The organism is Nostoc sp. FACHB-888 (assembly GCF_014696655.1).
Lineage (GTDB): Bacteria > Cyanobacteriota > Cyanobacteriia > Cyanobacteriales > Nostocaceae > Nostoc.
Genome location: NZ_JACJQM010000004.1, coordinates 86199 through 110064, shown reverse-complemented (window position 1 = coordinate 110064; position 23866 = coordinate 86199). Strand labels below are relative to the sequence as shown.

The following is a 23866-nucleotide window of genomic DNA, read 5'->3' as shown; positions in this document are numbered from 1 at the left end:
CAACTTTTTAATCGGCGATAATGGTGACTCGTCCTTGTGAGCCGTAGCCAACTTCACTGATATAAAGGTTGGGGTCATGAAGTTCGGCAATTATGTTGTGTACTGACTGTTTAGCATCAAGTCTGGGGCTTAGGTCGATCACACGAGTAAATACCTTTGGCCATTCCCATCTCAGAGTTTTGGTCAATCCAAATAAACCAGCGCCGATCGCACCGAAGTTAACTTTGTACTCTAACCCAAAGGCTCCATCAAGGTGAGCTACTGTGCAGAAACAACTACGTCCATGCTTTGCAGCTTCGTTGAGGGAGGGTTTAAGGTGTTTCGCCATCAAAAATACGTGCTTGACGATCGCCTTTTCTTGCTCGTTATAAGAAATACTTCCGGTGTGATTTCCTACAAACATCGGATGTAGATGGATGAAAGCCCCAATCGCTCCGCAGTGAGATGCGATCGCTTGCAATTGTTGTTGAAGATGTTCTTCACTCAAGTTTGCTAAGGTGACGCGGGTTACTCCTGTGGGTAAGGGCGCTTGTTGGGCGAAGAGCGATTGGGGGAAGCTGATAACTACTACTTTCCAGCCTTTCTCGATTAAGGATTCAGTTAATTTATAGGTGGTGAGGGAACCATCATCGGTGATTAAACCGATGTGTCCCTCTGGTAACGTGAAATCCAAATAATCGGGCTGTGCTAGGCTCCTGAGTTTGACAGTATAGCGCAGGATATTATGGTCTAATTCCGGTGGCTGCTGTTGGACAAACTCAGGTTCAGACTTTTTTTTTTCACCTCCAGCTAACTGCTGTAGGTAATCGACTATTTGACCGATGGTGCGGAGGTCACCGAGTTCTTCGATATTCGGTTTGGGTAAGTTGGGGTACATTTCTTGCATCGCCCCTAAAATTTCTACCCGTTTAATCGAGTCAATCCCTAAGTCGGCTTCCATGTCCATTTCCAGTTCCAACATCTCGACTGGGTAGCCAGTTTTATCGCTGGTGATGGCCAACAGGGTTTCACCTAAGTTTGCAAATTCATCACTTATAGCGGGAGCAACTTCTGGTTCTGGGGTAAATGCGACAACTACGCTGGGTTCAGGTGCAACGACTACCTCAACTACTGGTGCAGTCTCTACTGCAATCTCGGTTGCTGGTTGTACTTCGTGAACTGCAATTTCTACAGTAATACTTTTGGAAGCGTGAGATTGCAGATACTCTACAACTTGACCGATGGTGCGTTTTTCTGACAGTTCTTCTAAATTGGGCTTGGGTAGGTTGGGGTACATTTCTTGTAGCGCCCCTAAGATTTCCACCCGTTTGATGGAGTCAATCCCTAAGTCGGCTTCCATGTCCATATCCATTTCCAGCATTTCGACTGGGTAGCCGGTCTTGTCGCTGGTGATGGCTAAGAGGTTTTTATCTAAGTCAACAATATCGATGGTTGCGCCAGATACAGGTGCAGCAGTTGTGGGTGCTGGTTCTGGGGTGAATGCAACAACTTCCTCGACTGGAGGTGAGCTAATTTTGACTACAACCTCAGCTTGAGGTTCTACAACTGGGACAGGTGGCGCGACTACAGGCTCTACTGTCTCGACAGTGGCGAAGTGCGGAGTGGGAAGTAGAGACGCGATCGCTCGCGTCGGGGATACAGGAGTTTCAACTACAGGCTCTACAGCAGCCGGGAGAGGTTCTTGAGTAACAGCTATAGGCAAAGGCAAAGGCTGGTTTTCTACTATCTTGGTTGGTGCATCAGTAACAGTTGTTTCTGTTGTAAACGGAGTGAAATTACTGAGTTTCTCTGTTAGTTGAGTTACTCCCTCACCAGAGATGATTTGAGAATACTCTTGCTGTATGAGTTGGAAAAAGCTCTTAGTATATTCCAACTGCTCTTGGAGATATTGCTCATGGATGCGTAGAGTTTCACCTTGTTGGGAATGAAACTGCATCATGCTGCGCTCTAAGCTTTCCATGACAACTAGCTTCATTTTGGCAGTTTCTTCTGTTGATTTACTTTCACTCAACAAAGAATTCTGCTGCTGCATCAGTTGGAAAAACGCTTTGGCGTATTCCATTTGATGGTTGAGATAAGTACCGTGAACTTGTAAATTCTCGGCTTGATTTTCCTGGAACTGTGTTAGGAGATATTCTAAACTTGTTAAAAGTTGTTCGTAATTTGTCAATTTTTCTGGTGTTGGTTGCATCTTAGATTCCTGGGCTGGTTGTGACAGGGTAACAGGATTCATCTGTTGCTCTGGCTGGGTGATGATATTAGCAGTCACACCGTTCATTACTGGGGTAAGTTTTTTATGTCCGTTAGTCTCTATCACTGCTACAGGTGGAGTTACACCTGGGCTACTAAATAAAGGAGCCGCATCAGGATATTCGGGAGTGGGTAATGTGACTTTATGCCCATCCTGCAAAGCTAGAGCGAAGGCATTTTTCGTTTTTTCGGATCTGTAGTTTATGCCGTTTAAACGGACATTTAATGTCTTCTTCGTCTCAATTGGCGGGATAGTTTGGGGAAGTTGGTAAGGATCGAGGTTATTCAAAGCCATACCTATCACCCGCAATTGCACAACTGCTTCTCGCAAAGAGCGATCGCTATTCTTTTGAGTGCTGGGGTTTAGAGATACGGTGATATGGGGGCGATCGCCAAGGATATCTTTGACTAAGTTGGTGAGAATTCTTCTCGGCCCAAATTCCACAAAGCAAGTACCACCGGCTGCATAGATATTTTCAATTTCCTGCTTGAACAGCACTGAGTTGGAAAGGTGCGTTTCCAGAATCTTTTGAATACCTTGGGCTTCCTTGGGATACTGCTTACTGGTAACGTTGCTGTAAACAGGGATTTTGGGACTTTGGAATTTAACAGACTTGGTAGCGATCGCAAATGATTTTTGAGCAAAGGCAATTAACGGTGTATGGAACGCTGCGGATACAGGTAACAATACAGCTGTATATCCTTTCTCGTGCAAAGCTTCTTTGATTCTCGCTATTTCTGCGGTAGGCCCAGCCAAGACAAATTGAGTCGGGGAATTTTGATTAGCGATCGCAACTTGCGGAAAATGCCTCAGCACTGCTTCCACTTTGCTGATGTCTTCTTTGACAGCCAGCATACTACCCGCATCATGATCTGGATCTTCTGGTGCAGCCATTGCTTGACCCCTAGCTTTCACTAAGAACAAGTAATCTTCAGTACTCAAAACCCCCGCAGCCCATAATGCGGTTAATTCACCAAAGCTATGACCGGCAACAAAATCTGATTTAAATCCAGCTTGTTGCAGGATGCTGTACATCCCTGCACTCAACACCCCGATGGCTGGTTGAGCATATTCTGTGCGTTGTAAAGCAGCAATTTGGACATTCTTTTCTGCCTCTCCAAACACAGGATGAGGAAAAACGATTTCTGAAAGCGGCTGCAAATTATCTTTGAGCAACAAGCTATCCATATAGCCATGAAGACGGCGCATCAACGGGAAATTCATCACCAGTTCGCGTCCCATCTCCAAGTATTGCGAACCTTGGCCAGAAAATAGAGAGACAACTTTTCCGCCCAATTCCATACCAGAGGAACGATAATAAATCCCTTGGGGATGCTCCCAAGATGCTGCTGTTCCTTTGTGTTTCAGCCATTCAATGCTAGTTTGCAGAAACTTGCAAGCTTCTTCAAGATTCTCGGCTACAAATCCAAATCTGGCAGCAGAGAGGGGAATCTGTTGTGATTTGCACTCATTGACTAATTGTGCATAATGTGTAGGTGCATCTGGCGATCGCAACTTACCTAAAATGTCTTCAGATTTGCTCAACAATTGGTCTACTGTAGGAGCAAACAACAGCACTTCACTAGCATCACTATGTAAGCGGTAAGCGGCGTTTTGGTCGGCTTCATATTCTTCCAAAACGACGTGATAGTTGGTTCCGCCAAATCCAAAGGAACTTACACCTGCACGTCTTGGTGCTTCCCCTTCTGGACGAATCCAAGGTCTGGTTTGGGTATTCAAATAAAAGGATGAATTTTTAATGTTGAGTTTGGGGTTTGGCTCAGTGATATTAATTGTCGGCGGTAATACTTTGTGATGTAAAGCCAAAGCAGTTTTAATCAGACTCGCCGCACCCGCAGCTGCTTTTGTGTGTCCAATTTGTGATTTCACACTACCCAAAGCGATATGCTGCTTTTTGTCATCATGCACATCAAAGTAGTCTTTTAAAGAACCGAATTCTGTCGGATCTCCAGCCATTGTCCCAGTGCCATGTGCTTCCATCAAACCAACGGTAGCGGGAGAGAAGCCGGCATCTTCATAAGCGCGTTCTAAGGCTTTGACTTGACCTTCTTTGCGGGGAGCATAAATGCTCTTGTAACGCCCATCGCTGGAAGTACCAATACCTTTAATTACGGCATATATTTTATCGTTGTCCCGTTCAGCATCTTCTAACCGTTTAAGGACAAGCATGGCGATACCTTCACCCAGCATCATCCCATCAGATTTAGCATCGAAAGGTTTGACATTTTCACTAGGAGTAACCGCCGGTGTTTTGCTGAATGAGATGTAAGCCATGATGGTGTTATCGGTATCAACACCACCAGTCAGCATCATGTCAGAACGATGCTCAACTAGTTCGCTAATTGCCATTTTCAAAGCACCAAAGGAACTAGCGCAAGCAGCATCAACTACGCAATTCATTCCGCCAAAATTTAGGCGATTGGCAATTCTACCCGCGACTACGTTAGCTAACATTCCGGGGAAAGCGTTCTCATCCCACTTCACATAAGCGCTTTTGATTTTATCAACGATTTTTTGGGTATCTTCATCAGATAAACCACTGCTTTTGAGAACTTTTTCCCAAATCGGATATTCCAATCTGGCAGAAAGTGGCATTCCTAACTGCTTGGCCATAGCCACGCCTAAGATTACCCCAACCATCTCGCGGTTAAACTCACGTTTCTCACCATAACCTGCATCTTCCATCGCCTCTTTCGCAACTAATAAACTTAATAGTTGCGATACATCTGTGACTTCCAAAATGCTGGGTGGTATGCCGAATTCCATCGGGTTAAAATCTACTTCTGGAAGAAAGCCACCTCTTTTACAGTAGGTTTTATCTTCAGTAGTTCTGGGATTCGGATCGTAATAATCTTCAACGCTCCAGTGAGTGGAAGGAACATCAGTAATACAGTCAATTTTGTTTACTATGTTTTGCCAGTATTCCCGCAGATTTCTGGCTTGAGGTAATAGAGAAGCCATCCCAACTATGGCGATAGGATTGTGTTGTAATTGTCTGTTAATTCTGTTGATTGACACTGATTTATCTGATTTCATTTTTTTTCCTTCGATAGACTTAATTACAGCCTGTTCACAATTATTTATCAGGCTCTCTAACTCTGTTAATGCAGTATCAATTGAATAAGCAGACATAGGGCATAGTGAGTACTGTGGATTGTGTAGTTACAGTAATTTCTGTTGCCTACTAATAATCAAAAACTCTTGTTTTGTAAGCAGTTAGCTATTTTGTCTTTGCTAAATGCTTGTTTCCAAATCGACACCACACGATACATACTGCCAGGGTAAAGCTTTATGTTTCCAGGCGGCTTTGGCACACTGCGTAGGCGTAGCCCGTCGTAGACATCGCAAAAAAATGTTATCCAACGCTAGACTCTTTAAATTGTGGCAATAGGTCAATGACGTTGTTAAAACTGGTAAAATAGTCTTGGAGTGTAATAGCTGCTTGACCAGTGAATTTAATCCATTCGTAATGGTAGAGATTTTGAGTAATGGTATCCTACTGGAGCGATGGAAGCTGAGGAGTAGCTAAGAGAACAGAAACGTTTTTTCATCCGAAGTTGTTTGATTATCTAGTCTAACCACAGCATCATAAATGTTGTTAATGACAACGTTCTGTATCTTGATCAATGCCATAGCCAATTTCAGCATCCGGGATAATATATTTTATGGGATCTAACCCAATCAAGTTGACAACTTGGTTACAGAAAAGACACCACCTTTAATCCGACTTTATATAACTTTTGCAATTAATTAAACGATCAAAAGGTGATACCTGAGCAGTTATTTTTAGTTATTTTTAATTTTAAAATTTAAATTAAATAACTAGTTTGCCTAACTGCTTTTAAGCATTGAATTAATAAAAACAATAACACACTTTATATAAACTAAATCATTTCTTTAAAGTTATTTTATAAAGAAACCTCCATGATCACTGATGTGAATTTTGAATATAATGGAGCTTAATAGTATAATTTATGACCATATAAATGTGTGAGATATTTTGTTACCTACGGGTTAGCCAAAAATTTGTGCTGAATTAAGTTAACAATGTAAATCTGTTGTCTAGTAAGTAACAATTCAATGAATACAGAGATAAATTGAATAACCATAAGTATGTTTTCTCAGAGAAACATCATAATTAAATCAAAGTTGTTAGTTATTTTTCAATATAGGTCAAGTTAAGAAGCAAAGCGGTTATTTATAAAGCAAATATTAATTTTTAGTATGTTGCTTGATAAACATAATCATGGTTACATCAGTTAAAAAACCGAATAGAATTGCCTACGGCACACTGCCTGTAGCGCGGCTATACAAATGGCAAAGCCTTCTCGCCGGCTAGTCTGCCTCCGCAGAGTAAAAAAATTGGGTATTTGAAACCTACCGAGATAGGTTTTGACTGTGTAGATGCGGTTCCTAACCGCCTTTTAATTACTATGAGTAAAGCTGATATAGCGGTTCTCATTTACGCGAACCGCTATAAAAATGTCTTATACTACACAACCTTGCTAATAATAATCTGTTAGTAATATCAAATCTAATTAATAACGAATCATCTGTTGGTATTTAATTAGCAGATAAAGCATTAGTAATGAGTAAAATGTTTCAGCATTTAATCCTACTATGATGAAATATTTTAGTGAGAGAATCAGGATTTATGCAAAAATAATTAGTTGACAGAAGAGAATTTATATGCCATTATTAATAACAAGTTTATCCAAGCTTTAAGTTCACATTTAGTGGCGCTTCGTTGTTCTTGAGAATTAAGTTTTCTGGTTAGCGCTATTGTATTTTACGCTACTGGATTAAATGTAAAGATAGGATATAACTTAGGAAGCTTTGAAGTAACACCATCATTAATTTTCACGCCACAATAGTTAGTTTGGGCGGTAAAAGCGTACAACAATTCATATAAAACCAATTTAGACCCATCCACTTTATTAAGGTAGAAACTGTAGAGGGAAAATTCTCTTAGTAATTTGTGGAGTCTATATCTAATCGACTAAATATAACCAGGCTATCCCCTAGAAAACAGAATTGGAATGAAAATATGGCAGTAAATAAGGAAAGCCGATTATTCACAAAACCCGTAGGGCGATCGCAGGTAATTTTAGCAGCTTCTTTGACTTTGGCGGCCGGATTAATAGCTTTTTATAGTTTGGTACCGTTTTGGTCTAAAGCTAAAGTTGAGGCTCCACCAGCAAATCCTCCCAAAGCTGTCGCTCCTGCGAAAGTTGCTGTGACTGCCTTAGGACGTTTGGAGCCAGAAGGTGAAGTTACTTCTTTGAATGCTCCCAATTCAAATAATGGAGTGCGAGTAGAAAGACTGTTGGTGAAAGAAGGAGATGCGGTTAAAGCAAGGCAAGTACTGGCGTATCTAGAAAATTATGGTCGTTCTAGAACAGCTTTGCAACAAGCTTTAGACCAACTGCAAGTGGCCAAAGCTAAACTAGCGCAGGTCAAATCTGGAGCTAAAACCGGAGATATCGAAGCTCAAAAGGCAGCGATCGCCCGTTTAGAGCCACAATATAAAGGAGATGTTGCTACACAACAGGCGACAATCGACCGCATCCAGGCTGAAGTAGACAATGCTCAAGCTGAAAACGATCGCTATCAGCAATTATATAAACAAGGTGCGATCGCGGCTTCTGTAGCAGATACCAAAGCTTTGCAACTCAAGACTACACAACAGCAACTAACAGAAGCTCAAGCTACTCTCAAGCGGACTCAAGACACATTCCAAGAACAACGCAAGCAAGCACAAGCGCAACTCACCAGTATTAGCGAAGTGCGTAGTGTAGATGTTCAAGTCGCACAAACCGAAGTCAACAGTGCAACAACTGCTGTTCAACAAGCAAAAGCCGACTTGGATTTAAGTTACATCAAATCTCCCATAAATGGCAAAATTTTGAAAATTCATGCCAAAACCGGAGAAGTAATCAACACCAGCACAGGATTTGCTGAAATCGGTAAGACATCTCAAATGTATGTGATTGCAGAGGTGTATCAAACCGATGTTAAAAAAGTGCGTGTAGGACAAAAAGCCACCATTACCAGCACTGCATTTACTGGAACATTACAAGGAACTGTCAAAGAGATTGGTTGGCAAGTTGACAAGCAAAGCATCTTCAGCCTCAATCCTGGCTCAGATACAGACCGCAGAATAATTGAAGTAAAAATATCCATCGATAATCCCACAGATAGTGAACGGGTAGCTCGTTTAACTAACTTACAAGTGGATGTCGCCATTCAAATATAGTCATTAGTTATTGGTCATTCGCAAATGACAAATGACAAATGACAAATGACAAATGACAAATAAATCCATGAATTTTAAAATTCCTTTAGGATGGCTACAGCTAGCCCAGCAAAAAGTTCGTTTACTAGTAGCTGTAGCCGGGATTGGTTTTATTGTGCTGCTAATGTTTGTGCAACTTGGTTTTCAAGATGCCCTCTATTCAAGTGCAACCGCAGTACATCAGAATCTCAAAGGAGATTTATTTTTAGTTAGTTCGCAATATAAATCTTTGACCTCAAATCAAAGTTTTTCGCGGACTCGTTTGTACCAATCTTTGGGGTTTGATGGCGTAGAGTCAGTCAGCCCCATGTATTTGCAATTTGCCAAACTAAAAAACCCGGCAACCGGTGAGAAATATTCAATATACGTTATTGGTTTCGATCCAGGTAGACCTGTGATGAACCTCCCAGAAGTTGAGAAAAATTTAGATAAACTCAAAATTCCCGATGTCGTGCTTTTTGACCGGAGTTCTCGCCCAGAGTTTGGTCCAATAGCTCAAAAATTTGATGCGGGAGAGACTGCACAGACAATTGAAATATTTCCCTATAGTTTATTAATTGGCTATAGAGTCAGAATTGGTGGTTTATTCAGCTTAGGGCCTTCCTTTGGAGTAGACGGAAATTTACTTGTCAGTGACTCAACTTTCTTGAGGATAAATCCCAATACTCGTCCGGCAGATATGATCGATATTGGTTTGATTTCCCTCAAACCTGGTACTAATGCAGAAGCAGTACTGAAAAATTTGCAAGCAAGTTTGCCTAATGATGTCCAAGTTTTTACACGCCAAGGCTTCATTGATTTTGAGAAAAAATATTGGGCTGTCAGAACGCCTATTGGTTTTATACTTAATTTGATGTTGACAATGGCTGCGGTTGTTGGTGTAGTAATTGTTTATCAAATTCTTTACAGCAATATTGCTACACAGTTCGTTGCTTACGCCACTTTAAAAGCCATAGGTTATGCCAATAGATATTTATTAAATGTGGTCTTTCAGCAAGCTTTAATTTTGGCACTTTTAGGTTATATTCCAGGGTTTCTTACTTCTGTTTTGTTATATAGTTTTGCAGCAGAAGCAACTAAACTACCAATAGTTATGACCGTTAATAATGCAGTAATTGTCTTAACTTCAACAGTTTTGATGTGTATGGCATCAGGTGCGCTTGCTATCAACAAACTTCGCTCCGCAGATCCAGGAGATATTTTCTAGCTATTCTTATCAGCAAAATAATCAAATTATTTTCTCTGATATAGATTTATAACTAAGCATTGTTGAAGCCTCTCCACAGAAAGATTACTCTTAATACCCATTTTAGATTTTAGGTTCAAAGTCTTTACCAAAACTCCAATTAGTTCGGTATAACTTTGAAACCTTTAATCTAAAAACTCAAATTCACCTATTTAACAATAAGCCCGAATTTATGAACCTCAAAAGCAAAACTCTCCTAATTACTGGGATTGATGGACTTGTCGGGTTGCGTACAGCCGAGTTAGCTATAGCGCAAGGAATGAATGTTCGTGGGCTGCAAAGTTCTACAGAACAGAACAAAGAATTACAGAATTTAGGTGTTGAAGTAATTATTGGTAAAATCACCGATTCTACTATTGCCCAAAAGGCTTGTCAGGGAGTAGATATCGTTTTACATACAGAGCAAATTGCCGAAGAAGCTGGTGCAATTAACCATTTTCGTGATGTGAATGTTGGCGGTACTGTCAACATAGCTAAAGCCGCTAAACAGGCTGGTGTCAAAACATTTGTGCATCTATCCAGCGTGATGGTTTACGGTTTCAACTATCCTAATGGTGTTACAGAATCCGGGCCACTCTCTGGCGAAAATAATCCCTACTGTCAAACAAAAATAGAAGCCGAAACAGCAGTATTAGAACTGAATAATCCTCCAGATTTTGGCATTATCGTTATTCGAGCTGGAGATGTCTATGGCCCAGGAAGTATTCCTTGGATAGTCAGACCAATTTTAATGATGCGTCAGAAATTATTTGCCTATGCCAACGATGGTAAAGGAGTAATCAATCACGTATATATAGATAACCTAATAGATGGCATCTTTCTAGCGATTGAAAAAGAAACCTGCGGTGAAATATTTAATATCACCGACGGACAAGAAACATCGTGGAAAGAGTATTTTATGCGTTTAGCAGCAATCGAAGGTTTATCAGCACCGCTTTCATTACCAAAAGATGAAATCAAGTTGTTTCTAAAGCTACGGGTTCAAGGACAAAAACTTTTTCGCAAAAAAGTTGATATCTTACCAGAGTCTATAGATTTTATGACTCGCCCCTATGCTTATTCTATTGCCAAAGCACAAAGCCTGTTAAATTATAAACCAACAATTGACCTAGAAGAAGGAATGCAGCGAACACATGAATGGCTGCAAAAAACAGATATTCAAAACTTGATCAAATAGTTAACAAATTTTTAGGAGTCAGAATTCAGAATGATTGGAAAATCAAGAAGCCATAACACGGGTGATTGATTTTCTTGAAATTATTCAGCTTATACCAATCTTCTATGAAGATGCACAGAATAAAACACTTGAAGCTCCATGCTTAATAAAGTAATTCTTCTACGCAGGCTCATATAAATTTGGTATTAGATATCAACTTATTCTGGATTCTGACTTCTGGATTCTGAATTATTACGTTGTATCTACCTAACAATTATCTGCAATTAATCAAAAAATAATCCACGGATTTTCCGAATACTTGTTTTATATGAGTAGCAATCAGCCACGATTAAGCATCGGATTACCTGTATATAATGGTGAAAAATTTATCAAAGAAGCCATAGATTCTCTCTTGGCTCAAACCTTTGAAGATTTTGAGCTAATTATTTCAGATAATGCATCTACAGATAAAACTGAAGAAATCTGTAGAGCTTATGCCGAGCAAGACCAACGTATTTGTTACTACCGCAATGACAAGAATATCGGTTGCGCCCGTAACTTCAATCGCGTTTTTAAATTGTCTTCAGGTGAGTACTTTAAGTGGGCAGCCTATGATGATCTACATGCTCCAAGTTTTATCAAGAAGTGTGTTGAGGTGCTTGACCAAGATCCTACTATAATCTTGTGTCACTCTCAAACATATTTCATTGATGAAGAGGGGAGTTACCTTCAAAACTACAATATTAAACTCAAGGCTGATGCACTAAAGCCACAGGAGCGTTTTCACGAATTGCTGACCAAGCATTTATGTTATCAATGTTACGGTGTAATTCGCGCTAGTGCCTTGAGAAGGATACCGCCTATGGGTGGTTATGGTAATGCAGATGGAATGCTCTTGTTAAGACTTGGTATTCTCGGCAGGTTTTATGAAATTCCTGAATATCTGTTTTTTGCCAGAAGCCATCCAGAGCAATCAATGAGTATGTATTTCCCCAATTATTTGTTGTTTAGTAACAACGGTAAAAAACACTCATTGAATATGCTACCTGATTTCTATGAGTATTCAGTGTGGTTTGATTCAGCAAAGAAAGGACAAATTTTATTGCCACATTGGAGAATATTCTGGGAGTATGTACTTTCTATATGGCGTAGTCCCCTAAGTTTTTATGAGCGGCTGTGCTGTCATATAAGCTTACATCAGCAGTTAAAAGGGACAGAATACCTTTTGCTGAAAGATTTCCTAATAGCGCTACAAAAGCTTTGGAAAGGTTGGCAAACAGCATCAATTAAAAAACAGCAAGTCAGACTTGCAGCTAATCATTTCAAAAATTAAAGCTGGCGTTGGCGCAGCTATCGCCAGCGACGAACGCAGTTTTTTCCCAACCCAATAATCACCTATTATCCACTACAAAATTATGCTGAAACTATCTCAAATTTCTCATGTTTTGCTTGCTACTTTAGTGAGCATGAGCTTTGCTAAAACAGTGAATGCAGAGCCAACTGCAAGCCTAAGTGTAGTTGTAAATGGAATACGCCACCAAAAAGGTGAGATTTGCTTCAGAGTTTACGCAAATGAAAAAGGATTTCCGATGAGTAGTACTAGTGAAGCTCAAAGTGGCTGCGCTAAGATTACTGGCAATTCTGTAACCAAGGAATTTTCCGGTTTAAAGCCTGGAACTTATGCTGTCGCCATAGTTGATGATCAAAATGGCGATCGCAAGCTCAATAAAGACTTTTTCGGTATTCCCAAAGAAGGTTTTGGGATTTCCAAAAATCCAACTGTGTCTATACAAACAGGCACACCAAAGTTTCGTGATGCCAGTTTTGTTGTAAATAAAGATACAACTGTCAACATCATCATGAAATATTCGCTGGATTCCTAAAAGCGACTGGGGAGATGAGGGAGCAGGGGAGCAGGGGGCAGGGTGAAAATAAAAATTACCTCTTTCCCCTCTGCTCCCTGCTCCCTGCCCCTTGTCCTCTTCCCAATGCCCAATGCCCAATCTCTTATTCTGTCGGAGACTAAAAATTTAATGGAAGATTTGGCGATATTTCTGTCTAAGTCTTTGATGGGTTGGTTGGTTATTCAGGTGTGTTTAACGCTTGTCTTTATATGGTATCTGCGCTCATCTAAAAAAAACTTGTTACCAGATGACCAGTTACCCAAAACAGCAGTGATTCTTTGTCTACGCGGAGCTGATCCGTTTTTGCCTAGATGTTTGCGATCGCTCTTAAATCAAAACTATCCACAGTATGATTTAAAGTTGATTGTTGATAGTCACGAAGATCCCGCTTGGAAAATTGCCAGTGAAACCATCATAGAGCAAGAAGCGACCAACGTTCAAATCAGCCCTTTGAGAATAGTACGCAACAATTGTAGTCTCAAATGCAGTTCTTTAATCCAAGCTGTCCGTGAATTGGATGATTCCTACAAGGTGGTTGCTTTAGTAGATGCTGATACGATAGTCCATGTGAATTGGCTACGAGAATTAGTCAGTCCTTTAGGTGATGCGAAAGTAGGAGCAACAACAGGTAACCGTTGGTATGTGCCTACTGGTAGGTATTGGGGATCATTAGTGCGCTACGTTGGCAATGTATCCACAGTAGTGCAAATGTTCCTCTTCCAAATTCCTTGGGGTGGGACTTTGGCTGTGAAAACAGAAGTACTTCACCAAACAGAACTGCTAGATAAGTGGGGACAAGCTTTAGGCGAAGATTTTATGATGCACGACATCCTTAAAAAACATGGGTTGCAAGTAAAGTTTGTGCCTTCACTGCTGATAGTAAATCGTGAAGAGACTGATTTATTCAACTTAATAGATTATCTCAAGCGCCTCATCCTTTATTCTCGACTGTATCACCCACGTTGGTTAGCTTTAGTTAGTGAAGCTGTTTCTAGCATTTTGTTTCCTACTACAGTCATCATCTTAATTTTAGAGTCATTGTTAGCGGCAAAATGGGAAGCTGCGGCTCTTTTGTTAGGCTGCTATGGAGCCTATACTGTAGCGTTACTCTTGATAATGCTCGTGTTGGAATTAGAGATCCAGCGAGTGATTCGCTCTAATGACCAAGCGATGCCTACCGGCAAGCCGTTGCACGTCTACGCAAAATTATCACCTGCTACAATCATTAAAATGTTAATTAGCATTCCCTTAACACAGTGGGTTTATGGGTTAGCGATGCTATCATCCATTTGGATCTCAACAGTCACCTGGCGCGGTGTTTCCTATCGGGTTCAAGGGCCCTGGAATGTGCGCCTAGTAGAATATCGCCCTTATCAATGGTTAGATCAGCCTATTGATAATAAGGTTTCTCTTTGAATTAAATCGCTAAAATATGAACTAGGGCATGAAAGTTATTACACTAAACATTCCCTAGTCTTCAAATTATATTATCTTATATTTAGTAGAACTATATTAGCTATAACTCTTGTTAGAATACACGCTTTGGCTTGTTGATGACCAAATGTATTTGCATTAATGGCAAGAGTTTAGACAAATATATTAAGGGGAATTTTGACTGATTAATTTGGATGTTTTGATAGTTTCTCAGAGGATGTTTGTAAAGCCTATAGTTGTATTGAGATACCCGCTAGCCTTTTGAAAACGGGGGGATAAACTTTTCAAAGTCTTATTGTTTAAGGAGAATTTAAGAGAATCTCAAGTCTTTAGATACATTATCGGCTACTTTGACAGCATTCTCTAATCCAGGTTTATAAACATCCGTTTCACAATCAAGAATTTCAAGTATCTGAAAGTGCGTAAATCCTTAGTCTAACTATATTAGTGGGAATTTCTGAGCGAAAGAATCAGGATGTTCATGAAACATTTGCTGCGTAAATCCTAAATTCAAAAACAGCATTTTCGTGAAATATTCCCCTTTTTTATGACTAATAAACCACTTCGGATTGCACTGTTTACAGGATTGTACGCTCCTTTCTTAACTGGAGTTTCCGTTGCAGTACACCAACGGGTTCGTTGGCTGCTAGAGCAGGGACATGAGGTTTTTCTAATCCATCCGCAAATCAACGATCGCTACCCTAAAAATGTTGGCGATCGCCCCATGCCAGGTTTGAATGAAATTGAGTCTTTCCCGAATTTCTCTGCTTACGCATTCCCAACACAACCACTGTTATTCTATAAATCTCTTCCTCAACCATTAAACTATCGACATTGGAGCGATACCAAACTGCTGGAGAAATTTCAGCCTGATATTATCGTGGTTGAAGAAGCCGCGCAAATGAGAGGTTTATACTCATTTTTCTTGCAAGGTTATGGTCGCCCAATCGGCACTGAATACGGAAGACGAACAGGCACACCAACAATATCACTCTTCCATACTGATATCGTTGCATATATCAAATATTACTTTGGGGACAAGTTTTTTAACTTGGTTCGTCCGATCATTCCGGCTTTGGTTAAACAATTTAGTGAGTCTTATGACTTCAATTACTTTTCTTCTAAAGAACAACTCACTAAATACGAAGAACTAAAATGTCAACGCGCTGAATACGTCGCTTATCAAGGTATCGATTGCGAAAAATTTCACCCGCGAAACATTTGTTACAACCCCATTCCTAACGACAACCGACCAACTCTTTTGTTTGTCGGACGCATCACTCCCGAAAAGAATGTCAACCAACTGCTAGATATATTTCCACTCATTGCTGCCAAAATCCCTGATGTCCATCTGGTGATTGTTGGTAGTGGCCCGCTAGATGAGGAAATTCGTGAGCGTGCCCAAAAGTTTGGATCGGGTATTACTATATGGGGCGAGTCTCACGGTACAGAACTTCTGGGTTGGTTTGCCAGAGCTGATGTTTTTGTCAACCCCTCCGTCACCGAGAACTTCTGTACTACAAATAACGAAGCGCTAGCCTCTGGAACCCCTCTAGTTGCGGTTATTGCACCGTCAACTTCAGAACAGGTCTTTCCTGGCCGTAACGGCTTTCTTGCCCAACCCAACAACCCCACAGACTTTGCCCAAAAGGTAATTGCGATTCTAGAAAATCCTGATTTGAAAGCAGATATGACTCGGCACGCTCGCCCCTCTATACTCGAATTTGATTGGTCGGCATGTATGCAAAAATTTGAAGACAAACTTTACCAAATCGTTGAAGGATCTCAGAAGGCGGAGGTAGGTATAGGCAGTATAAGAAGTTAAGCTCATCCCACCCCTAAAAGGGGATGGGATTTAACGTTGATTGTTGACTGTTAACTGTTAACTGTTAACCGTCAACTGTTGTCTAAGCACAATCGCACTAGCGCTAAGGATAAAACTGAGAGTGGGTTATTCACAACTCCCTACTCTCTATGCTTCAATAACCACCCGTAGATTACCGCGTTTTTTCGCAACGCGACAAGCAGTCGTAGTACCAGAACGCTCGAATTCTAAATCAAGGATGGTGGGGCCGACTCGCAAATTATGAAAGGACAAGCGATTAATTGATTCTGGCAAAGCGGGGTCAATTATTCGCAAGCAGTTATTTTGAGCATCAGGTACCAAGTTAACCATCATTTGTAGCAGTTGGAAGACACTACCAGTAGCCCAAGCCTGGGGAGTACAAGCAACTGGATACTGCACAGGGGCATTATCACCGTTCCGTTCGTAGCCGCAGAAAAGTTCTGGAGGCCGTTGATAAGGCTGCTGACTAGTCATGTCGAATAAACCTTGGAAAATTTCTAGGGCTTGATCGATAAGACCGAGCGATCGCAATCCCATTGCAATCAGAGCGTTATCATGGGGCCAAACCGAACCAATGTGATACCCCATCGGATTGTAAGCGGGTGACAAACTACTTAGGGTACGGATGCCCCAACCATTAAACATATCTGGTGCCCGCAAGCGTTCTGCTACACTATAGGCTTTTTCGTGGGTAAAAAGACCCAAGTGCAGACAATGACCAGGATTTGAGGTAATACTGGCTACTGGCTTGCCATCTCCATCCAAAGCCAAAGCGCAGAAATCTTGGTCTTCCACCCAAAAATCTTGATTAAAACGAAGCTTAAGATTTCTAGCCTCTTCTTGCCAACGATCTGCCAAATCAAGCCGCTTTTTCATCCTAGCTATTTCTGCTAGGCGCATTTTTGCAGCATAGACATAAGCTTGCACCTCACAAAGGGCAATTGGGCCGTTGGCTAACTCTCCCTTGTGGTCTACGATACAGTCGTCAGAGTCTTTCCAACCTTGGTTAGAAAGACCGCGTTTAGATTTACGAAAGTAGCTGAGGTAGCTGGTTTCTTTCATATTGCGATCAATCCAGTCCATTGCTGCTAGAGCATTCGGCCAAAGTTGCTCTAGGAGTTCTTGATCGTGAGTCCAAGCATAATGTTCGGCATATAGCATCAGCCACAGAGGAGTAGCATCAACTGTACCGTAGTAGGGTGTATGGGGAATTTCTTGACAACGAGCCATTTCTCCCAAACGTAACTCGTGCAAAATCTTACCCGGTTCTTCTTCGCGCCATTCGTCGTCGATTTTACCTTGGTATGTGGCTAGTAATATCAGAGTCTCTTTGGCGATTTGCGAGTTTAACATCAGGGTTTGGGAAGCTGTAATCAGCGAATCTCGCCCAAATAGTGTAGAAAACCACGGCACTCCAGCCGAAACTGTCTTATGCTTACCAAAAGACTGGCGCAACAAATACATATCTTGCTCGGCCCGCTCAATCACTCGATTGAAAATGCTCTTATCTGAGCTAATGCGGGTAATCTGCTGTACCCAGTGTTGCTCCTCCATTAACTCAGCGGCTTTCGCCTGTCCTAATGTGATGGCGGCGCTGACGGTTGAACTGGATTGGTTGTTTTTCAACATATTCACCCGGTAGCCCAGCTTTTGAGTTTCATGAGAAGCCAACTCTAGCTGCCAAACCGCAGTGTAACCCTTGAAATAGTCTGGTTGGCGATACTGGAATAAAATACGAGATTCCATCACCGAGCCATCAAGACCTTGATAGGCGAGTGTTAAGGATTCTTCCCTAAAAGCGTGTAACTCTTTGGGTACAGGTGGAACGCCATCGGCTAGAGAAGATGTTCCTTCTTCAGCCGTCGGTTCCACTAAGCGTAAAAGCCTACCTCGTTTTTCTCTGTCATAGCCCCGGACTTCAAATAAATCAACAAAATCTGCATCAAAGCTGATACTTAGTTCAAAACTGACGGTTGTTGTGCTGTAGTTAGATACCTCTATTTCTTCAAATAGTGCCCCATTTAGCACCATTTCTCGGCGAATTCCTACAGTGTCGGCTTTCAGACGTTCATCGATTCTGGGGTTGGTACACAAAACTGAGAGTGAAAACCCTTTTTCAGCAGTACTACTGAGGAGTACAGGCGATCGCCCTTCAATTTGCAATTCTAAGCGATTGAGAAATCTTGTATCACAACAAAACAATCCCATGCTAGGATTGCCATCGTTGAGGGAGCAGCCAGAAATGTTCCCGATAGTATCTGTCACAAAAAACAAATCATCATCTTTAACCGTCAGTGTCGGTTGTGATTTTTCACTCACAACACCAGGCCACTCCGGGATAGGTAATTGTTCGGCAGGAATAAAAGTTTTTCCATCTAGGAAAATTTTTTCCGAGGTCATTAGCGTATCCGGTGTCATTAGCCAAAGTTCCGTGTACAGGTCTATATTTTTGTGGTCTTCCGAATAGAGGTCGCTGACCCTCACAACTTTAAAAAAAAAGACGCTCTCTAAAACTCGTTTGAGCGATTGGAGCTAAAAAAATAATCCTTACATGATAACTACTGACAAAATAGCAGTGTTCAAATCTGTATAAGCAATTTATAAACTTATATTTTCTAGCTCAAAACTCAAGGCTGAAAACTGAGGATTTTTAGATAATTTATTAGTCGTTAAACTTTCCCAAGACAGAATACACATAAGATACTCAGCAAAAAGGCGAAATTCACAGTTTTTGTTGAACATAGACAGTATTTGTTCTCTAGTAATATACGATTTTGTCTTAAATAGCTATGGTGTTTAATTAAATTAATTTATGATAATTAGTTTATTGATTAATTTATGTGAATGTAGCAGTAATGATTTTTGGGTAAAAACATTTATTTACAACGTAGGCAAACTAGGCAATGTCTACGACAGGCTACGCCACCGCCTAGACTGTCGATCAGTGCTCAGTGTTTATTAGCAAATACAACAGTTAAAACAATACATCAATTAGTTATTTGGTACTTAGCCATGAAATATTTTAGTTATGCAAGCATATTTCAAAGTTGGTCAAGAATGTATATTGGGCGTAGTAGGTTGTCAATCAACAAATCAAGTTGTACCCACTCCTCCTAATTCGTAACAAAGTGTTGCGCCTGCTTTGGCAGAAAGTGCTTAAGCGCGTTCTTTACATATTGCAACCCTCTATTTAACTTGAGAGTCCCTTGGAATTTGTACAATGCAGCTGTGACTTTTGATCTTGTCGAGGTTGAGCGTTTAACAATAATTCATGAGCATTTCGACTTCTGTGCTGAGTGATCTGCTAAAGTCCCTACCATACTTGCGGCCCCAGCTATATTTTAAGGCTTCACTAACGGCGCTCTCCCATGCGATGGAAGATCAAGTTTTGGCTGCGACTTTAGTACAACCCCTTGTAATTGCTAGTTTCCAGCGAGAGCGATTCTACCGCCAAGAAGCTCATCGCTACCTGCGACTTGCCTTGCGGAGTAACCAAATATACGTATTATCTGCTCCAGAAACGGATTTCGCCAACAGTTCGGAACACTACGAAAAAGTCGCTTTTGAGCCAACGGATAGCTTAAGCCATGAGTGGCATTTGGTAGTGATTGCCGACAATTATGCAACTTGTCTAGTTTGCCGGGAAAGCCTTGGTTCTATTGCTAAAAACAAGCAAATACCAGAACTAAGCCCTAATCTGGATATAGACGCAGCGCGAAGATTTGAGGGAGTTTGGACATCGGAAAGGGGAGTTAGCCTCAAAGCGGCCGAATTGCTTTTAGACAGGGTTTTGGTTTACAGACCAGAACTGGCAAGTAAAATTGAGGAGGCGCGTCAGAGGTTTGGTATAGGAGAGCCACGAAGCTACTCTGGAGCAGAACAGCTCAATGAATATGCTTGTGACATCGATACAGACCCCTTTGTACAGCGCTTAGTAACTTATTTGCAAGCTAGTCAGTATAAATTACACAAAGCCTACCGTTCTATTGCTGTCCAAGCACGAAAAGAACAATTAGTCAACTCGATTAGCACTGCTATTCGGCGATCGCTCGATCCTCACGAAGTTCTCCAGGTGGCGGCACAAGAATTAGGACAACACCTAGAAGCTTGTCGCTGTCTAATTTACCGCGCTCAAGCCACAGATAGCCAAGCCATAATTGAACACGAGTTTTTGAATCCCGGTATTTTATCTGTTCGTGGACAAACTTGGGAATTAGAGAAAAATTCCCTATTTCAGGACATAGTGCAACAAGGCGAAGGAGTTTGTATTAGCGATACACTGAATGACCCTCGTGTTAACAATTCGCCAGCACTCTCCTTGATCGCCAAAAAGTTTGCCATTCGTTCTTGGCTGATGGAACCAGTATTCTATCAGGGGCGATTATTGGGCATTGTGGAGTTACACTATTGCCGAATGCCACCGCACGAGTGCCAACCTGGGGAATTGGATTTGGTAAAAGCGATCGCTACCCAAGTGGGAGCCGCTCTCATCCAAGCGGAAGCTTACGCCAACCTAGAGGAACTTAACCAGCAGTTAGAAGCCTTAGACCGCACCCGCAGCAACCTCATAGCCATCACCGGGCACGAACTGCGTACCCCCCTATCCACCATTCAAGTGTGCCTAGAAAGCCTCGCTAGTGAGCCGGATATGCCCTTGGAGTTGCAGCAGATCATGCTCAACACTGCTCTTTCCGACTCAGAGCGGATGCGAAAATTGGTACAAGATTTTCTTACACTTTCCAATCTGGAAAGCGGTCGAGTGGAATGGCACCCAGAATCCCTGAGTTTACAAGAGTGTATAGATTTATCACTCAGCCGCAATCGTACCCGTTCCTCAGACGAAAAGCCGCCTAAAATCAAAACTAAAATTGCCGACAACTTACCTCTAGTAAGAGCCGATGGTGATTGGCTAGTAGAGGTACTGGCAAAACTTATGGATAATGCTTGTAAATTTACGCCGCCCCAAGGAGAAATCACCATTAAAGCGATTCAGAACAGGCATCAAATGGTCGAGGTGACTGTAGCTGATACTGGACGCGGCATTGAACCGAATCGTTTAGAAGTAGTTTTTGACCGCTTCTATCAAGAAGAGGGAGCGCTGCGCCGCACTACTGGCGGGACTGGACTTGGTTTAGCAATTTGCCGTCAAATTGTTAATGGCTGGGGTGGGGAAATTTGGGCAGAGTCAACTGGCAAAGACCAAGGTAGTCAGTTTCACTTCACCATCCCGATTGTTCAGAGTAGCAAAGAGGAAAAGCGGACAAAAGTCAAGAGTAAATAGGCAGGGAGCAGGGAGCAGGGGGCAGGGGGCAGGGGGAGCAGGGGAGGCAGAGGAAGCAGGGGAGAATGACAAAGAACAAAGGACTAATGACTAATGACTAAAAACTGTTACAGTCTATGACGCGATCGCAATATGATCCTGGTTGCAGTGTTACGATTCCCTAAAAACGTTGAGAGAACAGACTTTATGGCAGAAACACTCTCTGGACAAACCCCGCTATTCGGTGGTCACACCGGTGGCTTGCTCACAAAAGCAGCATTGGAAGAAAAGTACGCTATCACTTGGACTAGCCCAAAAGAGCAAGTTTTTGAAATGCCTACAGGTGGCGCTGCTACTATGCGGAAAGGCGAAAACCTGCTGTATCTTGCTCGTAAAGAATATTGCATCTTTTTGGGCGGTCAGCAACTCCGGAAATTCAAAATTACAGATTACAAAATTTACCGGATTTTACCCAACGGCGAAACCATTATGCTTCACCCAGCTGATGGTGTATTCCCTGAAAAGGTTAACCCAGGCCGTGACAAAGTGCGTTATGTAGACCGTCGGATCGGACAAAACCCCAGTCCCTCTAAAGTTAAATTTAGCGGTGGTACTACCTACGACGCTCCGTAACTAGCTTTTACTAGCTAATGGGTAATTAGTAATGGGTAATTGGTAATATAAAAACCCATTACCCATTACCAATTACCAATTACTTTTGAAAAATAATGATGTTTCCGGATTTCTCCCAGTTTTGCACCCTAGCGCAACAAGGCAACTTCGTCCCGGTATATCAAGAATGGGTAGCAGACCTAGATACGCCCGTATCTGCTTGGTATAAAGTATGTGCAGGTCAACCCTATAGCTTTTTGTTGGAATCGATAGAAGGTGGGGAAAAACTAGGACGCTATAGTTTAGTGGGTTGCGATCCGCTTTGGGTTTTGGAAGCAAGGGGCGAGCATACGACCCAGTTAAACCGTGATGGTTCGCAAGTCGTTTTTGCAGGCGACCCTTTTACAGCTTTAGCCGAATGTTTAGCACCTTTTCACCCAGTCAAGCTACCACAGCTACCGCCAGGAATTGGTGGTTTGTTTGGGTTTTGGGGCTATGAATTAATTAACTGGGTTGAGCCGCGCGTGCCAATTCACCCACCAGATGAGCGAAATATCCCTGATGGGTTGTGGATGCAGGTAGACCACCTCTTGATTTTTGACCAAGTGAAGCGGAAAATTTGGGCGATCGCTTATGCTGATTTACGTGACCCCAAAGTAGATTTAAAAGCAGCATATCAACAAGCATGCGATCGCGTCACCCAAATGCTTGAAAAGCTATCTCTACCGCTATCGCCAGAAAAAACCAGATTGGAATGGAAACCCCCAAGGAGCAAGGGAGCAGAGGAAGACACAGGTAGAGAGGCAGAGGAGTATAAGAGCGATTTTACCCGACCTGATTTTTGTGCCAGTGTCCAAAAGGCCAAAGACTACATCAAAGCAGGTGATATTTTCCAAGTAGTAATTTCCCAGCGATTATCTACAGCATACACAGGTGACCCCTTTGCCCTTTATCGCTCCCTACGTCAGATAAACCCTTCGCCTTACATGGCTTACTTTAACTTCCAAAACTGGCAAATCATCGGTTCCAGTCCTGAAGTAATGGTGAAAGCTGAAACCGATTCCGATGGTGGAGTGATAGCAACGGTACGCCCAATTGCCGGGACGCGTCCACGGGGTAAAACTACTCAAGAAGATGCAGCCTTTGCCAAGGATTTACTCGAAGATCCCAAGGAAGTTGCCGAACATGTGATGCTTGTAGATTTAGGGCGGAATGATTTGGGGCGTGTTTGTCAAAATGGTAGCGTCAAAGTTGATGAATTAATGGTAGTTGAGCGCTACTCCCATGTAATGCACATAGTCAGCAATGTTGTGGCTAAATTAGCACTTGGTAAAACAGCATGGGATTTATTGAAAGCTTGCTTCCCAGCCGGTACGGTAAGCGGCGCACCCAAGATTAGGGCGATGGAAATTATCCACGAGTTAGAGTCTAGTCGTCGGGGTGTTTATTCCGGTGTGTATGGATATTATGATTTTGAAGGGCAATTAAATACTGCGATCGCAATTCGCACAATGGTAGTGCATGATAATACGGTAAGCGTGCAAGCCGGTGCAGGTTTGGTAGCTGATTCTGAACCAGAAAAAGAATACGAAGAAACCCTAAATAAAGCCAGAGGTCTATTAGAGGCAATTCGTTGTTTGCGCTAAATATAGCGGTTCCCACATCAGTAAAGTGCAGAAAAAACTAACCACATATAAACACGGATACTTACTTGTAGAGACACGGCATTGCCGTGTCCCTCATTCAAGTGAGAATTACTATACTTACTTTCGCCAACTAATTGCACACTGGTTCTTGTTGGTTAATTGTAAAACCGGGCTTGAGATAAGTACAGTAACAGT

General features: G+C 41.9%; 12 protein-coding genes and 1 pseudogene. 10 read left to right on the top strand and 3 right to left on the bottom strand.

What is annotated here, in order from left to right; translation table 11 throughout:
- Positions 1-7: 7 nt before the first annotated feature.
- Together H6G26_RS04280 and H6G26_RS42335 are read right to left on the bottom strand one after the other, a co-directional pair.
- Positions 8-5404 (bottom strand): type I polyketide synthase, encoded by a 5397-nt coding sequence (locus H6G26_RS04280; protein ID WP_190728069.1) that lies wholly within the window; start codon positions 5402-5404, stop codon positions 8-10.
- A gap of 223 nt (positions 5405-5627) precedes the next feature.
- Positions 5628-5905: pseudogene (locus H6G26_RS42335) on the bottom strand (hypothetical protein).
- A gap of 1414 nt (positions 5906-7319) precedes the next feature.
- Between H6G26_RS42335 and H6G26_RS04275 the strand changes: the two are divergent.
- From H6G26_RS04275 to H6G26_RS04245, 7 genes are all read left to right on the top strand, one after another.
- Positions 7320-8528 (top strand): ABC exporter membrane fusion protein, encoded by a 1209-nt coding sequence (locus tag H6G26_RS04275; RefSeq protein ID WP_190728068.1) that lies wholly within the window; start codon positions 7320-7322, stop codon positions 8526-8528.
- Positions 8529-8595: 67 nt separating this feature from the next.
- Positions 8596-9774, top strand: a complete 1179-nt coding sequence (gene devC / locus H6G26_RS04270) for an ABC transporter permease DevC (protein ID WP_190728152.1) — start codon at positions 8596-8598, stop codon at positions 9772-9774.
- A 211-nt stretch (positions 9775-9985) separates the two neighbouring features.
- On the top strand, positions 9986-10990 hold the full coding sequence (locus H6G26_RS04265) for an NAD-dependent epimerase/dehydratase family protein (RefSeq protein ID WP_190728067.1): 1005 nt from the start codon (positions 9986-9988) through the stop codon (positions 10988-10990).
- 307 nt (positions 10991-11297) lie between these two features.
- Positions 11298-12302 carry a glycosyltransferase family 2 protein gene (locus H6G26_RS04260; RefSeq protein ID WP_190728066.1) on the top strand — a complete coding sequence of 335 codons (1005 nt, stop codon included), beginning with the start codon at positions 11298-11300 and terminating at the stop codon, positions 12300-12302.
- A gap of 82 nt (positions 12303-12384) precedes the next feature.
- Positions 12385-12852, top strand: coding sequence for a DUF2141 domain-containing protein (locus H6G26_RS04255; protein WP_190728065.1), 468 nt, complete (start codon positions 12385-12387; stop codon positions 12850-12852).
- Between the two features lie 150 nt (positions 12853-13002).
- The gene (locus H6G26_RS04250; RefSeq protein WP_190728151.1) at positions 13003-14289 is read left to right on the top strand and encodes a glycosyltransferase family 2 protein; all 1287 of its coding nucleotides are present in this window, start codon (positions 13003-13005) and stop codon (positions 14287-14289) included.
- Between the two features lie 565 nt (positions 14290-14854).
- Complete coding sequence (locus H6G26_RS04245; RefSeq protein ID WP_190728064.1) at positions 14855-16132, top strand: glycosyltransferase; 1278 nt, start codon at positions 14855-14857, stop codon at positions 16130-16132.
- Positions 16133-16279: 147 nt separating this feature from the next.
- On the opposite strand, the gene H6G26_RS04240 is transcribed toward H6G26_RS04245, so the two are convergent.
- Positions 16280-18571 (bottom strand): amylo-alpha-1,6-glucosidase, encoded by a 2292-nt coding sequence (locus tag H6G26_RS04240; RefSeq protein WP_190728063.1) that lies wholly within the window; start codon positions 18569-18571, stop codon positions 16280-16282.
- Positions 18572-19424: 853 nt separating this feature from the next.
- Here H6G26_RS04240 and H6G26_RS04235 point away from each other — a divergent pair.
- From H6G26_RS04235 to trpE, 3 genes are all read left to right on the top strand, one after another.
- The gene (locus H6G26_RS04235) at positions 19425-21434 is read left to right on the top strand and encodes a DICT sensory domain-containing protein (protein ID WP_190728062.1); all 2010 of its coding nucleotides are present in this window, start codon (positions 19425-19427) and stop codon (positions 21432-21434) included.
- Positions 21435-21620: 186 nt separating this feature from the next.
- Entirely contained in the window at positions 21621-22046 is a 426-nt protein-coding gene (locus H6G26_RS04230) for a photosystem I reaction center subunit II PsaD (RefSeq protein WP_190728061.1), read from the top strand.
- Positions 22047-22141: 95 nt separating this feature from the next.
- Positions 22142-23671: an anthranilate synthase component I gene (trpE, locus tag H6G26_RS04225; protein ID WP_190728060.1), complete on the top strand. Its 1530-nt coding sequence runs from the start codon at positions 22142-22144 to the stop codon at positions 23669-23671.
- Positions 23672-23866 lie beyond the last annotated feature (195 nt).